The following is a 15049-nucleotide window of genomic DNA, read 5'->3' as shown; positions in this document are numbered from 1 at the left end:
GGCGCCCTCGCCGCCTTCGCCGGCGGCCGGGCTGCGGCGCGTGCCGGTGGCGCGGCGGCGCTTCGGCGCCGGCTCGGCCTCGGGCTGCTCCTCGGCGCGCGGCTGCTCCTCGGTCTCGTCCGGCATCGCTGTCTCCTCCCGGTCCTGCTGCGTGTCGCTGTCCTGCATCGGGTCATGTCCCCAGTTCATGAGCGAGTGGCGCCATCGGCTGTGCTCGATGTCGCCGTCGGGTCGCTGCGCCAGGTGGCGGCGGATGTAGCCGACCACCTTGTGCAGGAAGGCCGTATCCGCCTCCTCCGCCGGCGCGTGCTCAAGGATGTCCAGGATCCGCCGCCCAGCCTGGTGGCCGACCGATTCCTGCTCGCCCTCATGCTGCCAGCCGACCTCCCGGCTCGCCTCGGTCTCCAGCCAGCGGCGCATCGCCGCGGCGTCCATGTTCACCAGCGCGCGGAATTCCTGCGCCGCGCCGTCTTCCGAGTCCGCCATGCCGTGGTCCTTGTGCCGTGGCGCCGCTGCCCGCACCGCTCTCGCCATCCGCGCCGCGCGCAGTGCTGCGGAGCTTGGGTTCGGGGCGGCGCGCGGCATCGGCCATGCGGTGTCCCGTGAGCGTCGGTTGCGGCTGGCAACGTCACGCCACGGCAAGCGTTCCCGCGCGCCGCCACCGCAAGGGCGGATCGTGGCGGGGTGCGACGGCGATGCCGCGAGTCGCGCGAGTCGCGTGCCGGCCGGCGACGCGGTGGCGATGCGCGTCGGCCAGGCCGCGCCGCGCCGCGCCGGTCAGGCGGCGGACAGCAGCAGCCTTGCCTCCAGCGCCGCGCCGGGCGGCAGCAGGGTCAGCGGGCCATGCACCGCGAATTCCGGCCGGTTCGGCGCATCCGGCACATGGCTCACCGGCTCGACGCAGAGGATGCCGCTGCCCGGCGGCGCGAAGACCTGCAGGTTGCCCGCCCAGGCGCCGCTGGCCTGCAGGCGCAGCGCCATGTCGGGGCGCCGGATCTCCGCCACGCCGTCCCAGCCGGCGAAATGCGTGTCCAGCCCCTCATAGGCCGCGTCGTCGCCGTCCACGCCGGTGCTGGGCTGCGCCGCGATCGGCAGGCAGCGCGCATCGCGGGCGAACAGCGTCGTCGCCGCGAAGCGGAGCCGCGTGCCGGCGGGCCGCAGGAAGAAGGGGTGCCAGCCGCAGCCGAAGGGAAAGGGCAGGTCGCCGGCATTCGCCAGCGCCAGCGCGATGGCGGCGCCATCCTCGGCGAGCGTCACCTCCAGCCGCGCATCCCAGGCCCAGGGCAGGCCGGCGGCGGCGCCGCGCTGGCGCAGCACCGCGCGCGCCGGCCCCTGCTCCTCCACCGCCCAGGGCCGGTCGCGCAGCAGGCCATGGATGGCCGTGCCGTCCACCGGCCGGTTGACCGGCAGGTGGTAGAGCATGCCGCCGACCGGCAGGCGGCCATCGTCCAGCCGGTTGGTCCAGGGCGCCATCAGGAAGGCGCCGGCGAAGCTGCCATTGGGGTCGGCGCCGAGCGGCAGAGGCAGGATCACCTCCCGCCCCTGCCAGGCCAACCGCGCCATGGCGGCGCCATGCTCCGGCAGCAGCGCCGCCTCCCAGCCGCCGCCGGCCAGGGCCACGCCGCCCGGCGGCGTCTCCGGCCCGGCCATCAGTCGAGGTCGAAGGCGTCGCGCGCCGAGGGCTTGCCGCGCGTGTAGTCGATGGCGGTGTAGCTGCCGCCCTGGTAGCGCTCGATCACCGGATTGCCGGAGGTGATCTGGCCGACCCTGGCGCGATACGCCTCCGCGCTGTCCTGCGGCTGCCAGCCGATGCGGTCGCGGTGGTCCCTGCCCCAGAAGCTGGCCGGGTTGTCGGAGCAGGCCCAGATCACGCAATGGCCGCTGCGCGGCGCGGTGACGGCGCATTCGGTCAGCCGCACCAGGTCGGCGAAGGACAGCCAGGTGGAGAGCATGCGGGCCTCGGTCGGCTCCGGGAAGCAGGAGCCGATGCGGAAATTCACGTTCTCCACCCCGTGCTTGTCCCAGTAGAGCCGGCCCATCAGCTCGCCATAGGCCTTGGACAGGCCGTAGTAGCCGTCCGGCCGGAAGGCGCAGTCCACGTCGATCTTCGCCTCGTTGCCCTGCGGTCTTTCATGAAAGCCGATGGAGTGGTTGGAGCTGGCGAAGATCACCCGCGCCTTCTCGCGCCGCGCCGCTTCGTACACATGGTACAGGCCCTGGACGTTGGGGCCGAGCACGGTGCCGAAGGGCTGCTCCACGCTGATCCCGCCGAAATGCAGGATGGCGCCGCAGCCTTCCGCCAGGCGCAGCAGGCCGACGCCATCGGCCAGGTCCATCCGGGTGAAGGCGGCGCGCGGCGGCAGCGGGTCCGGGAAGGGCGCGATGTCGGTCAGCCGCAGCGTCCAGCCGAGCCCCGCCAATTCCCGCGCCAGCATGCGGCCGAGATTGCCGGCGGCGCCGGTGAGCAGGACGGGCTTGGTCGGGGCTTCGGCCATGGAATGCTCTCCGCGAAAAGGCCGCGGAGAGTGCCCGAGGGGCGGCGGGCCGTGAAGGGCGCGGCGGCGCCGGCAGCATGGCCGGCCCCGGTCGAGCGACCAAAAACATCCCAGAAGCCGGTCCAGGCGAAATTTTTGTTGCTTCGGAGTGATCTTTCGACAATGTGTCGCCGGCCGCAACGACGACGGCTGGGAGGCTTTCGACCTTGGACCGCAGACTTTTCCTCGGCGCCGCCGGCGGTGCCGCCGCGCTGGCCGCGCCGGCCATCGCCCAGACCAACCCCGAAATCCGCTGGCGCATGCCGAGCAGCTTCCCGCGCACCCTGGACGTGCTGTACGGCAGCTGCGAGCGGCTGGGCCGCCGCGTCGCCGAACTGACCGACGGCAAGTTCCGCATCACCCCCTTCCCGGCGGGCGAGATCGTGCCGGCCCTGCAGGTGCTGGATTCGGTGCAGCAGGGCTCGGTCGAGTGCGGCCACACCCCGGCGCTGTTCTATTTCGGCAAGGAGCCGGCGCTGGCCTTCTTCACCTGCGTCCCCTTCGGCATGAACCGCCGGCAGATGGCCGCCTGGATGCGCTACGGCGACGGCATGAAGCTGGCCGACGAGCTGTTCGCCGGCTTCAATTGCATCTTCATGAATTTCGGCGACACCGGCACCCAGATGGGCGGCTGGTTCCGCAATGAGATCCGCGGGATGCAGGATGTCCGCGGCCTGAAATTCCGCATCGCCGGCCTGGGCGGCCTGGTGTTCGAGCGGCTGGGCGCGGTGCCGACGCAGATCGCGCCGGGCGACATCTACCCGTCGCTGGAGCGGGGCGTGATCGACGCCGCCGAGTTCATCGGTCCCTATGACGACGAGAAGCTGGGGCTAAACCGCATCGCCCGCTTCTACAACTCCCCCGGCTTCTGGGAGCCCTGCTCGATGGGCGGCTTCGTCGCCAACCGCACGGCCTGGAACGCCCTGCCGGCGCATTACCGCACGGCGGTCGAGGTGGCGCTGGGCGAGATCGATACCGACCAGAATGCCCGCTACGACGCGCTGAACCCGCCGGCGCTACGCCGGCTGATCGCCGGTGGCGCACAGCTCCGCAGCTGGCCGCGCGAGGTGATGCAGACCGCCTGGCGGGAGGCGCATGGCCTGTACGAGGACCTGTCCGGCCGCAGCCCCGCCTTCAGGAAGGTCTGGGACAACTACCGGACCTTCCGCAACGAGCAGTACCAGTGGTTCCGCGTGGTGGACAACGCCTTCGACAACTTCGCCTTCGCCGAGGCGGCGCGGAGCTGAGCGACGGCCGGGGCCGGCGCCATGCCGGCCCGGCATGAACCGGGTGGCGGGACGGCATTGGCCGCGCCCCGCCGCCCGCCCGCACCTGCCGCGCCACATGGTGCGGGGGATGCGATGCGGCGGAGCCTGGCCTGCCTGATCCTGCTGCTGGCGGCGCCACCGGCGCTGGCCGGCCCGGCCGAGGAGGCGCGGCGGCTCTATGCCGCCTTCGTCGCAGCGCAGAACGCGCATGATCTTGGCGCGGTCCGGGCGCTGCTCGCGGCCGACCGCTTCCTCTGGGTCAGCAACGGCCTGTCCGTCTGGGGACGCGACCCGGCGATCGCCCGCATGATGTCGTACCACGCCGCCGAGACCTGGCGGATCGACCCGGTGGAGGCGCGCGCCGTCGCGGTCGAGGCATCGCCCGGCGCGGCCTACCTGCATGTCCCGCTGCTGCTGCGCGTCGGCCCGCGCGCCGCGCCGGCACGCTATCGCATCCTGGTCAGCGCGCTCTGCGCCGAGACGCCGGAGGGCTGGCGCATCGCCGCGCTGTTCACCACCGATGCGAACCCAGAGGGCTGGCCCGGCGACCCCGTGGAGTAGGACGCGTCTGCAAAGGGCTGCTGCGCGTCTCGGCGGGTCTTTTCCGGCCCGTCGGCGTCAGCGTCCTGGCCAGTCGGAAACTTCCCTCGCCGATCCTTCGCTGGGCCCTTTGCAGACGCTCCCTGGCCGGCTTGGCGCACAGCGGGGGCGGGCCTAGCCTGACGCGGTGCCCGACACCCCTGCCCCGCCCGTCTTCACCCCGCGCGAGGTGCGGCTCATCGTCCTCGGCCTGACGCTGGCGCTGTTCCTCTCCAGCCTCGACCAGACCATCGTCGCCACCGCGCTGTCGGCCATCGCCTCCGACCTCGGCGGGTGGGAGCTGATGCCCTGGGTGGTCAGCAGCTACCTCATCGCCTCCACCGTCACCACGCCGATCTATGGCCGGCTGTCCGACCTGTATGGGCGGCGGCCGGTGCTGCTGGCGTCCATCACGCTCTTCGCGCTGGGGGCGCTGCTCTCGGCGCTGGCCTGGTCCATGCCGATGCTGATCGCCATGCGGGTGGTGCAGGGCCTGGGCGGCGGCGGCCTGCGCGCCATCTCCCTGGCGGTGGTGGGCGACATCCTGCCGCCGCGGGAACGGGGGAAGGTGCAGGGCTATCTCTCCGCCACCTTCGCCACGGCCAATATCAGCGGGCCGGTGCTGGGCGGGCTGTTCGTGGAATACCTGTCCTGGCCCTGGATCTTCTGGATCAACCTGCCGCTGGGCGCCGCCGCCTTCGCCGCCACCTATTTCCAGCTGCGGCGGCTGCCGCGGCCGGGCCGACGGCCGAGGATCGACTGGCTGGGCGCGCTGCTGATCGTGCTGTCCTGCACGCCGGTGCTGGTGGGCATCACCCTGGTGCAGCGCGCCGGCCACTGGACCGCGCCGGAAGCCTGGGGCTGCTTCCTCCTCGGCGCCGTCTTCCTGGTGGCGCTGGTCGCGCAGGAGAGGAGCGTGCCGCAGCCCATGCTGCCGCTGCACCTGTTCCGCAACGGCGTGTTCCGCACCGCCATCATCGTCACCGGCCTGGCGTCGATGGTGATGATGGCGCTGACCGTGCTGGTGCCGCTGCACTACCAGATGGTGGGCGGGCTGTCGGCCAAGGAGGCCGGCCTGCGGATGATCGCCATGACGCTCGGCAGCGTCAGCGGCAGCTTCCTGGCCGGGCAGGCGGTGACGGCGACGGGGCGCTACCGCTTCCTGCCCATCCTCGGCAGCTCGACCGCGCTGGCGATGTGCCTGGTCGTCGCCTGGCTCGGGCTCGGCCATTCGCTGTGGCTGGACACGCTGGTGACGCTTGCCTTGGGCTTGGGCTTCGGCTGCCAGTTCTCCCCCATCACCGTCGTGGTGCAGAACGCCGTGGACCCGCGGGACGGTGGCGTCGCCGTGTCCTGCATGATGTTCTTCCGGCTGATGGGCGGGGCCTTCGGCGTCGCGCTGCTCTCGGCGCTGCTGCTGGGGCGGCTGCCGGACCATGGCGCGACGGCGGCGCCGGCGCAGGCGGCCGAGGCCTTCTCCCTGGTGTTCCTGGCGGCGGCCGGGCTGGCGGCGCTGTGCCTGGCGGCGGCGCTGGCGCTGAAGGAACAGCCCCTGCGCGGCCGCGACTGACGGCGCGGCGCGAGGCGCGGGCGCCGACCGACGGCCGGCGCATCCTGGCCGCGGCGCGTCGGCATGGTTGCATGCCCGGTCCCACGGATTACAGTCGCGTCATAACGACCGGACCGACAGGGAGCCACCGTCCGCATGAACCGTCGCAACATCCTGGGCGCGGCCGCCGCCGCCGCGCCCGCGGCGCTGGCCGCGCCCGCCCTGGCGCAGACGCAGAACCCCGAGATCCGCTGGCGCCTGCAGTCGAGCTTCCCGCGCAACCTCGACATCCTGTTCTTCGGCGCCGAGCAGATCAGCAAGCGCGTCGCGGAGCTGACCGACAACCGCTTCCGCATCACTGCCTTCCCGGCGGGCGAGATCGCGCCGGCGCTGCAGGTGCTGGATGCGGTGTCCGGCGGCACCATCGAATGCGGCCAGACCCCGCTGTACTGGTACATCGGTAAGGACCCGTCGCTGACCTTCTTCACCTCCATCCCCTTCGGCGGCAACTACCGCCAGCAGGGCGCCTGGATGAAGCGCGGCGGCGGCAACGAGCTCTGCGCCGAGGTGCTGAAGGAATACAACCTGGTCGGCTTCCCCTTCGGCGATACCGGCGTGCAGATGGGCGGCTGGTTCCGCAACGAGATCCGCAGCCTGCAGGACGTCAACGGGCTGAAATTCCGCATCGCCGGCATGGGCGGCCGGGTGTTCCAGCGGATGGGCGCGGTGCCGCAGCTGATCGCCGGGAGCGACATCTACCCGTCGCTGGAGCGCGGGGTGATCGACGCCGCCGAATGGGTCGGGCCCTATGACGACGAGAAGCTGGGATTCCACCGCGTCGCCCGCTTCTACTACGCCCCCGGCTTCTGGGAGCCCTGCGCGCGCGGCCATTTCCTGGTGAACCAGCGCGCCTGGGACCCGCTGCCGGATGCCTACAAGGCGGCGATCCAGGTCGCCTGCGCCGAGGTCGAGCTGGAGATGATGGCGCGCTACGACCAGGCGAATCCGCTGGCGCTGCGCCGGCTGGTGGCGCAGGGCGCGCAGCTGCGCGCCTGGCCGCGGGAGGTGATGCAGGCCGCCTGGCGCGAGACCAACGGGCTGTTCGAGGAGACGGCGGCGCAGAATGCCCGCTTCAAGCGGATCTGGGAGGCCTACCGGCCCTTCCGCGACGACCAGTTCCAGTGGTTCCGCATTGCCGAGAACGCCTACGACAATTTCGCCTTCACCGCGGCGGCGCGGTGAGACGACGGCGCCGCGGCCATGCCGCCGCGGCGCCCGCCCTCAGGCCCCGCGCACCGGCGCCGCCAGCCGGAGCGAGTCGAGCTGCCGTAGCTCATCGTCGCGCTGGCTTTCGAGCAGCTTGATGCTGTCGGCGCAGACCGCCGGCGCACCCGGCGTGCAGTTGCGTCGGACCGTGTCGATCCGATCGCCAAAACTCCGGCGGATGTCGTCGGCGCGGTTTGCGTAGAACCGGTCGCGCTCGGTGAGACCGTCGAACTGGGCAGGGGCGAGAACGACCGTGACATTCGCCGGATAGGCGCCGAGTGCGCCAGAGGCCGCATCCACGGCCAGCCCGATCACGCCGCCGAGCAGGATGTTGCCGAGAGTCATCGCCTGGAACTCGGCCGGCACCACCGAGGCACCCGGCTGGTTGCCCTGGCGGCTGCAGTCGATGGCAAGGTCGCGGCTGCTCTTGCTGATGGAGATGGTGCCCGGGGTCGGATTCACCACGCCGATGACCTGCCAATCGCGCTTCACCTGGCAAACGGCGCCGGGCGGTTCAGTCAACACCGCCATCGAATGGGTGGTTCCGGATGTGACGGTGGCGCAGCCCTGCACCAGCATTCCAAACGCAAGCAGCCCAATTCCCCGCAACATGACGGCCCCCTTCTTCCCAAGCGGCCATCATATCAAAAACATATCGATTTGATCAAGATATTGATCTGATAAAGTTATGTTCTGGTATTGAACAATATCAGCTGCGGCCTCGGCGGCGTGGAACCGCCGCCCTACGGAACCGTCCGGGCAGCGGCAGCCGCGCGCCGGCGCTGCCCGGATGACGGCGCTCGGCCCCCCTTCCCCGCGTCAGGGTTCACGCCGCCTGCTTCAGCTCCACCGCTGCCGGGTCGCGCCGCAGCGCGTCCCGGTAGCGGTCGCGGCGCCAGCACAGCAGGCGCCAGGCGCCGCGCGCCGCCAGGTCGGACATCCGCCCGCGCGGCTCCAGCCCCACCGCCTTGAACACCATGCCCATCCCGCGCTCGATATGCCGGTAGCGGTAGAAGCCCATCGCCCGGCCCATATAGCCGGCGATGCAGCGGTCATGGCTGTAGGGCAGGCCGGGGTCCTCGTTGGCGCAGTGGAAGGCGAAGGCCAGCTCGTCATCCTCCGACTCGCCGATCCGTCCCGCCGCCACCCGCAGCCGCTGCAGGAAGGACAGGTCCTCCCGCGCCAGGTAGCGCTTCATGTGGTCGTAGAAGAGCTTGAAGTGGCGGTACTCGTCCGCCGCGATCAGGCGGCAGATCTCCTTCAGCACCGGCTCCTGCGTCGCCTCCCCCAGCGCGGTGTAGTAGCTGCTGGTCCCGGTCTCCACCATGCAGCGGGCGATCAGCTCCCCGGTGCGGGACCCGCGGATGGAGGCATCGGCGTTCACGTCGATCTTGTAGCCGGCGCGGTAGCGCTCGAAGGCCTCGGCATAGCGCCAGCCGGGATCGGCCAGCTCGCCCCACTTGCCCAGCGCATCGCCATGTTGGACCTCCTCCACCGCCCAATTTTCGGCAGCCTGCTGGAAGTCGGGGTCGTCGCGGAAGACGCCCTTGAGGTAGAGCGCGTAGTCGTCGCCGTTGCGCTCCACCATCGCCGCCGCCTTCACCAGCGGCACGATCTCCGGGTCCAGCTTCGACGGATCGAAGCGGTCCCACCCCACCTGCTCGACGCGCCAGTGCTTCATCCTGTCCCCATGGCCCGGGCTGGGCCGAGTCTCCCCCGTCGGCGCCTGGCCCCTGGCCCATGCGCCGACACGACAACGCCACCGTCCCCCGCATGTTCGGCAGGCCCAGGGCCAGTTCAAGTCGTGTGGCGGCCGGGGCACAGCGTTGCGCGCGAAAAAGCATCATTGTGGCGCGCGCGCACGGAAAAGGCCGGGGGCGTCGCCACCCCCGGCCCTGGTCTTGGCCGTCCCCGCCCGCCTATGACGCGGCTCAGGCGGCCTGGGCGAGGTCCAGCATGGTGCGGGCCGAGAGCACGCGGTCGAGCGCCAGTTCGCGCTTCTCCGCCGGGTCATCATTGCCGATGCCGGCCAGCGCCGCCTCGGCCTCCGCCACCCGCCGCTCGGCCTCGGCGCGGGACAGGCTGGCGAGCGGCGTCGCCTCGTCGGCCAGCACGGTGACGCGCTCCGGCGAGATCTCGGCGAAGCCGCCGCCGACGAAGAGCGATTCGGTCTCGGCGCCGTTCTCCCGCACGCGGATGACGCCGCCGCGGAGCGTGACGATCATCGGCGCGTGGCCGGGCAGCACGCCCATCTCGCCCTCGGCGGCGGGAATGGTCGCCATCTCGACCTGGCGGGAGAGCAGCAGCTTCTCCGGCGAGACGAGTTCGAGCAGGAAGGTAGCCATCATGTGCTCCAAACCTTGCCGGGCGGCGCCGCAGTCCGCGGCGCGAACGGGATGCTCGCGCCGAGGCCGCCTGCGCGGCCCGCCGCCGGTGCGGCGGAAGCCAGGCGCGCGGCCGCGCGCCCGGCGTCTGAGGGCCTAGATCAGGCCGCGGCCTTCAGGCTCTCGCCCTTCTTCACCGCTTCCTCGATGGTGCCGACCATGTAGAAGGCGGCCTCCGGCAGGTGGTCGTATTCGCCCGAGCAGATGGCGGCGAAGGACCGCACCGTGTCCTCGAGCTTGACGAAGACGCCCGGCGTGCCGGTGAAGACCTCGGCGACATGGAAGGGCTGGGAGAGGAAGCGCTGGATCTTGCGCGCGCGCGCCACGATCAGCTTGTCCTCCTCCGACAGCTCGTCCATGCCGAGGATGGCGATGATGTCCTGCAGCGACTTGTAGGTCTGCAGGATGCGCTGCACCTCGCGCGCCACGCGGTAGTGCTCGTCGCCGACGATCCGCGGGTCCATCGCCCGGCTGGTCGAGTCGAGCGGGTCCACCGCCGGGAAGATGCCGAGCTCGGCGATCGAGCGGTTGAGCACCGTCGTCGCGTCGAGGTGGGCGAAGGAGGTGGCGGGCGCCGGGTCGGTCAGGTCGTCGGCCGGCACGTAGATCGCCTGGACCGAGGTGATGGAGCCCTTCTTCGTCGAGGTGATCCGCTCCTGCAGGGCGCCCATGTCGGTGGCCAGCGTCGGCTGGTAGCCCACCGCGGAGGGGATACGGCCCAGCAGCGCCGACACCTCGGCGCCCGCCTGGGTGAAGCGGAAGATGTTGTCGATGAAGAACAGCACGTCCTGGCCCTGCTCGTCGCGGAAATACTCCGCCATCGAGAGGCCGGAGAGGGCGACGCGGGCGCGGGCGCCCGGCGGCTCGTTCATCTGGCCATAGACCAGCGCCACCTTCGAGCCGGTGGTGGAGCCGTCGTCGTTCAGCTTGATGACGCCGGCATCGACCATCTCGTGGTAGAGGTCGTTGCCCTCGCGCGTCCGCTCGCCCACGCCGGCGAAGACCGACACGCCGCCATGGCCCTTGGCGACGTTGTTGATCAGCTCCTGGATGGTGACGGTCTTGCCGACGCCGGCGCCGCCGAACAGGCCGATCTTGCCGCCCTTCAGGTAGGGCGCCAGCAGGTCGATGACCTTGATGCCGGTGACCAGGATCTCGGCCGCGGTCGCCTGCTCGTCGAAGGCCGGCGCCTCGCGGTGGATGGTGTAGGTCTTCTCGCCGGCCACCGGGCCGCGCTCGTCGATCGGCTCGCCGATCACGTTCAGGATGCGGCCGAGCGTCGCGGGGCCGACCGGCACGGAGATGCCGGCGCCGGTGTCCACCACTTCCTGGCCGCGGATCAGGCCATCGGTCGTGTCCATGGCGATGCAGCGCACGGTGCGCTCGCCCAGGTGCTGCGCCACTTCCAGGACCAGCGTGTTGTCGCCGTTCTTGGTGGTCAGCGCGTTGAGCATCTTCGGCAGTTCGCCGGGGAACTGCACGTCCACCACGGCGCCGAGGATCTGGGCGATCTGCCCGACATTGTTCTTCATGGCGTGGGTCTCCAAGAACGGGCCGGCCGATTCACGTTCCGCGGCTGCGCCGCTCCACGATCGGACGGCATCAGACAGCCTCGGCCCCGGAGATGATCTCGATCAGCTCCTTGGTGATGTTGGCCTGGCGCGTGCGGTTGTAGTTGAGGGTCAGCCGGTTGATCATGTCGCCCGCATTGCGCGTGGCGCTGTCCATGGCGGACATCTGGCTGCCGTAGAAGCCGGCCGTGCTTTCCAGCACCGCGCGGTAGATCTGGATGGCCAGGTTGCGCGGCAGCAGGGTGGCGAGGATCTGCTCCTCGCCCGGCTCGTACTCGTACAGCGCGACCGGGCCCGTGCCGGCGGGCGCCTCGCCTTCCGGCAGCGGGGCCGGGATCAGCCGCTGCTCCGTCGGCACCTGGGTGATTACGCTGCGGAAGCGGTTGTAGATGAGCGAGCAGACATCGAACTCGCCGGCCTCCAGCATCTCGGTCACGCGGACCGCGATGGCCTCGGCATCGGCGAACTCGACGCGCTTCTTCCCCATGAAGGTGATCTCGCCGACGATGCGGCTGGCGAGCTCGCGCTTCAGGAAGGCCGCGCCCTTGCGGCCCACCGTCAGCACCTTCACCACCTTGCCCTCCGCTTCCAGCGCGCGGATGCGGTTGCGCGCCAGGCGGCCGACATTGGTGTTGAACGGCCCGGCCAGGCCGCGGTCGGCGGTGACCACGACCAGCAGGTGCACCCGGTCGGCGCCGGTGCCGACCAGCAGCGGCGGCGCGCCGGGCTGGGTGGCGACGGCGGCGCCGAGCGAGGCGAGGATGGCCTCCATCCGCTCGGCATAGGGGCGCGCGGCTTCCGCCTGCGCCTGGGCACGGCGCAGCTTCGCCGCCGCGACCATCTTCATCGCCTGGGTGATCTTCCGCGTGGACTTCACGCTGTTGATCCGCCCGCGCAGGTCCTTCAGGCTCGGCATCGGCCTTCTTCCCTATGCGGCCGTCAGGCCGCGAAGGACTTGGCGAAGCCGTCGAGGAAGGCCACCAGCTTCTCCTCGGTCGGCTTCTTGATCTCGCGGTCGGTGCGGATCGCCTCGACGATCGCCGGCTGCGACGCCTTCAGCTCGGACAGCATCTGCCGCTCGAACTCGCCGACCTTGTTCACCGGGATGCGGTCCAGGTAGCCGCGGGTGCCGGCGAAGATGGCCAGCACCTGCTCCTCGACCGGCACCGGCTTGAACTGCGGCTGCTTCAGCAGCTCGGTCAGCCGGGCGCCGCGCGCCAGCAGCGCCTGGGTGGAGGCGTCGAGGTCGGAGGCGAACTGCGCGAAGGCCGCCATCTCGCGGTACTGCGCCAGCTCGAGCTTGATGCGGCCGGCGACCTGCTTCATCGCCTTGATCTGCGCCGCCGAGCCGACGCGCGAGACCGAAATGCCGACATTCACCGCCGGGCGGATGCCCTTGAAGAACAGCTCCGTCTCGAGGAAGATCTGGCCGTCGGTGATGGAGATGACGTTGGTCGGGATGTAGGCCGAGACGTCGCCCGCCTGCGTCTCGATCACCGGCAGGGCGGTGAGCGAGCCCGCGCCGAAGTCGTCGTTCATCTTCGCCGCACGTTCGAGCAGGCGGGAATGCAGGTAGAAGACGTCGCCCGGATAGGCCTCGCGGCCCGGCGGGCGGCGCAGCAGCAGCGACATCTGGCGGTAGGCGACGGCCTGCTTCGACAGGTCGTCGTAGAAGATGACCGCGTGCATGCCGTTGTCGCGGAAGAACTCGCCCATGGTGCAGCCCGTGTAGGGCGCCAGGAACTGCATAGGCGCCGGGTCGGACGCGGTGGCGGCGACGACGATGGAGTATTCCATCGCGCCGTTCTCCTCCAGCGTGCGGACCAGCTGGGCTACGGTGGAGCGCTTCTGGCCGATCGCGACGTAGATGCAGTAGAGCTTCTTCGCCTCGTCGCCCTGGGCGTTGATCGGCTTCTGGTTGATGATCGTGTCGACGATCACAGCCGTCTTGCCGGTCTGCCGGTCGCCGATGATCAGCTCCCGCTGGCCGCGGCCGATCGGGATGAGGGCGTCGATCGCCTTGATGCCGGTCTGCATCGGCTCATGCACCGACTTGCGCGGGATGATGCCGGGCGCCTTCACCTCGACGCGCATGCGCGTCACGTCGGTCAGCGGGCCCTTGCCGTCGATCGGGTTGCCGAGGCCGTCCACGACGCGGCCCAGCAGCCCCTTGCCGACCGGCGCGTCCACGATGGTGCCGGTGCGCTGCACCGTGTCGCCCTCGCGGATCTGGTCGTCGGCGCCGAAGATGACGATGCCGACATTGTCGTGCTCGAGGTTGAGGGCCATGCCCTTCAGCCCGGCGCCCGGGAACTCCACCAGCTCGCCGGCCATGACGTTCTGCAGGCCGTAGACGCGGGCGATGCCGTCGCCCACGGTCAGCACGGTGCCGACCTCGGCCACGTTCGCCTCGGTGTCGAAGCCGGCGATCTGCTGCTTCAGGATCTCCGAGATCTCGGCGGGACGGATGTCCATCAGGCGGCCCCCTTCATGGCGTACTGCAGGCGCTGCAGCTTGGATTTGATGCTGTTGTCATAGAGCCGGGAGCCGATCCGCAGGATCAGCCCGCCGAGGATCGAGGGATCCACCTGCTCCGAAAGCTTCACGCCGGAAAAGCCGGCTTCGGTCAGCCGCGCGCTGAGCTGCGCCCGCTGCGTGTCGGAAAGCGGATGCGCGCTGGTCACATGCGCGGTCTGCTGGCCGCGCCGGGCGGCCAGCAGCGCGCCGAAGGCCTGCGCCACCTGCGGCAGCGCCGCCAGCCGGCGGTTGGCCACCAGCACGCCGATCAGGTTGCGCACCTCCGTCCCGACGCCGGCGCGGTCGAGCACGGCGAAGACGCCCTTGCGCTGCGACGGCGCGTCCAGCCGCGGGTCGGCGACGAAGGCGCGGAAGGTCTCGTCGTCGCGCCACAGCGCGAACAGCGTGTCGAGATCGGCGGCGATGCGGTCGAGCGTACCCGGATCCGCCTGGCGGCGGTCGTCGGCGAGGCCGAGCAGGGCCTGCGCATAGCGCTCGGCCAGGCCCGACATACGCGGGGCAGAGGAGATCGTCTCGGCGGAGGCCACGGGCAGTCCCGGTCCTGTTGCTGGTGGCGCGCATGCGCGGGGGCGCCAGCAGCGGTCCGCCGGCGTGATGCGGGCGGGGCTTTACCATGGGCTTCACGCCCCCGCAATCTGGCCCACCCCGTCCCTTCGGACCCGCGCGAAGCCTTGCAAGCCCCGGTCGCGACAGGCTTTCCGGGGCAACGAGGGCCGGAGCGCATGCGGACAGGGACGCCGTTCTTCGGCTGGCAGGTGGTGGGCGCCGCCTTCACCGTCGCGGTGTTCAGCTGGGGAATCAATTTCTACGGCCCCTCGGTGATCCTGCATGCGCTGCAGGCACGCGAGGGCTGGCCGCCGTCGCTCATCGCGGCCGCCATTACCCTGCACTTCCTGGCGAGCGGCCTGATCGTCACCCGCCTGCCGGCGCTGCACCGCCGCTTCGGCCTGGTGGCGGTGACCCGCGCTGGGCTGCTGGCCTGCGCCCTCGGCGCCCTGCTCTGGGGCCAGGCGGCGCAGCCCTGGCAGATGCTGCCGGCGGCGCTGGCCACGGCGCTCGGCTGGGCACTGACCAGCGGCGTGGCGATCAATGCCATGGTCGCCCCCTGGTTCGACCGGCGGCGCGGCGCCGCGCTGTCCATGGCCTTCAACGGCGCCAGCGCCGGCGGGCTGCTGGTGGCCCCGCTCTGGGCCGGGCTGACTGCGACGCTCGGCTTCGCCCAGGCCTCGGCCTGGGTGGCGCTGCTGGTCGCGCTGGCCGGCTGGCCGCTGGCCGGGCGCTGGCTGCGGCCGACGCCCGCCGGCATGGGCCTCTTTCCGGACGGCGCCGCCGGCCCGCCGCCGCCGCGGCCGCTGGCGGC

The 15049-nt window shown here is 71.2% G+C and carries 15 protein-coding genes; 5 read left to right on the top strand and 10 right to left on the bottom strand.

Going from position 1 to position 15049, the window contains the following annotated elements:
* From E2C05_RS19945 to E2C05_RS19935, 3 genes are all read right to left on the bottom strand, one after another.
* Window positions 1-486, bottom strand: a 486-nt coding sequence (locus E2C05_RS19945) for a DUF3140 domain-containing protein (RefSeq protein ID WP_133221413.1), incomplete at its 3' end; no start/stop codon positions are given.
* Window positions 487-777: 291 nt separating this feature from the next.
* Window positions 778-1650 (bottom strand): aldose epimerase family protein, encoded by an 873-nt coding sequence (locus E2C05_RS19940; protein WP_133221412.1) that lies wholly within the window; start codon window positions 1648-1650, stop codon window positions 778-780.
* On the bottom strand, window positions 1650-2495 hold the full coding sequence (locus E2C05_RS19935; protein WP_133221411.1) for an NAD-dependent epimerase/dehydratase family protein: 846 nt from the start codon (window positions 2493-2495) through the stop codon (window positions 1650-1652). Before E2C05_RS19935 ends, E2C05_RS19940 begins: the two co-directional genes overlap by 1 nt.
* A gap of 206 nt (window positions 2496-2701) precedes the next feature.
* On the opposite strand from E2C05_RS19935, the gene E2C05_RS19930 reads away from it, so the two are divergent.
* The 4 genes from E2C05_RS19930 (at window position 2702) to E2C05_RS19915 (ending at window position 7172) form a co-directional block, all read left to right on the top strand.
* Window positions 2702-3781 carry a TRAP transporter substrate-binding protein gene (locus tag E2C05_RS19930; RefSeq protein ID WP_133221410.1) on the top strand — a complete coding sequence of 360 codons (1080 nt, stop codon included), beginning with the start codon at window positions 2702-2704 and terminating at the stop codon, window positions 3779-3781.
* Between the two features lie 114 nt (window positions 3782-3895).
* Complete coding sequence (locus E2C05_RS19925) at window positions 3896-4363, top strand: DUF4440 domain-containing protein (protein WP_158292250.1); 468 nt, start codon at window positions 3896-3898, stop codon at window positions 4361-4363.
* Between the two features lie 166 nt (window positions 4364-4529).
* Window positions 4530-5951, top strand: a complete 1422-nt coding sequence (locus E2C05_RS19920; protein WP_133221408.1) for an MDR family MFS transporter — start codon at window positions 4530-4532, stop codon at window positions 5949-5951.
* A 135-nt stretch (window positions 5952-6086) separates the two neighbouring features.
* The gene (locus E2C05_RS19915; protein WP_133221407.1) at window positions 6087-7172 is read left to right on the top strand and encodes a TRAP transporter substrate-binding protein; all 1086 of its coding nucleotides are present in this window, start codon (window positions 6087-6089) and stop codon (window positions 7170-7172) included.
* 39 nt (window positions 7173-7211) lie between these two features.
* On the opposite strand, the gene E2C05_RS19910 is transcribed toward E2C05_RS19915, so the two are convergent.
* The 7 genes from E2C05_RS19910 to E2C05_RS19880 all read right to left on the bottom strand — a co-directional run bounded on the left by E2C05_RS19910 (window position 7212) and on the right by E2C05_RS19880 (window position 14180).
* Window positions 7212-7775, bottom strand: a complete 564-nt coding sequence (locus E2C05_RS19910) for a hypothetical protein (protein ID WP_133221406.1) — start codon at window positions 7773-7775, stop codon at window positions 7212-7214.
* A gap of 247 nt (window positions 7776-8022) precedes the next feature.
* Window positions 8023-8877 (bottom strand): ferritin-like domain-containing protein, encoded by an 855-nt coding sequence (locus E2C05_RS19905; protein ID WP_133221405.1) that lies wholly within the window; start codon window positions 8875-8877, stop codon window positions 8023-8025.
* Window positions 8878-9127: 250 nt separating this feature from the next.
* Window positions 9128-9541: an ATP synthase F1 subunit epsilon gene (gene atpC / locus E2C05_RS19900; protein ID WP_240046798.1), complete on the bottom strand. Its 414-nt coding sequence runs from the start codon at window positions 9539-9541 to the stop codon at window positions 9128-9130.
* Window positions 9542-9681: 140 nt separating this feature from the next.
* Window positions 9682-11112 carry a F0F1 ATP synthase subunit beta gene (atpD, locus tag E2C05_RS19895; RefSeq protein ID WP_133221403.1) on the bottom strand — a complete coding sequence of 477 codons (1431 nt, stop codon included), beginning with the start codon at window positions 11110-11112 and terminating at the stop codon, window positions 9682-9684.
* 70 nt (window positions 11113-11182) lie between these two features.
* Window positions 11183-12067: a F0F1 ATP synthase subunit gamma gene (locus tag E2C05_RS19890; RefSeq protein WP_133221402.1), complete on the bottom strand. Its 885-nt coding sequence runs from the start codon at window positions 12065-12067 to the stop codon at window positions 11183-11185.
* A 23-nt stretch (window positions 12068-12090) separates the two neighbouring features.
* Complete coding sequence (gene atpA / locus E2C05_RS19885) at window positions 12091-13626, bottom strand: F0F1 ATP synthase subunit alpha (RefSeq protein WP_133221401.1); 1536 nt, start codon at window positions 13624-13626, stop codon at window positions 12091-12093.
* Window positions 13626-14180: a F0F1 ATP synthase subunit delta gene (locus tag E2C05_RS19880; RefSeq protein ID WP_133221400.1), complete on the bottom strand. Its 555-nt coding sequence runs from the start codon at window positions 14178-14180 to the stop codon at window positions 13626-13628. Before E2C05_RS19880 ends, atpA begins: the two co-directional genes overlap by 1 nt.
* A gap of 231 nt (window positions 14181-14411) precedes the next feature.
* Here E2C05_RS19880 and E2C05_RS19875 point away from each other — a divergent pair.
* The coding region (locus tag E2C05_RS19875; RefSeq protein WP_133221399.1) for an MFS transporter at window positions 14412-15049 on the top strand (638 nt) is incomplete at its 3' end.

It is taken from the genome of Paracraurococcus ruber, from assembly GCF_004353985.1.
Lineage (GTDB): Bacteria > Pseudomonadota > Alphaproteobacteria > Acetobacterales > Acetobacteraceae > Paracraurococcus > Paracraurococcus ruber.
Note: the sequence above shows the minus strand (reverse complement) of the source record. Positions and strands in the feature narration are given on the sequence as shown.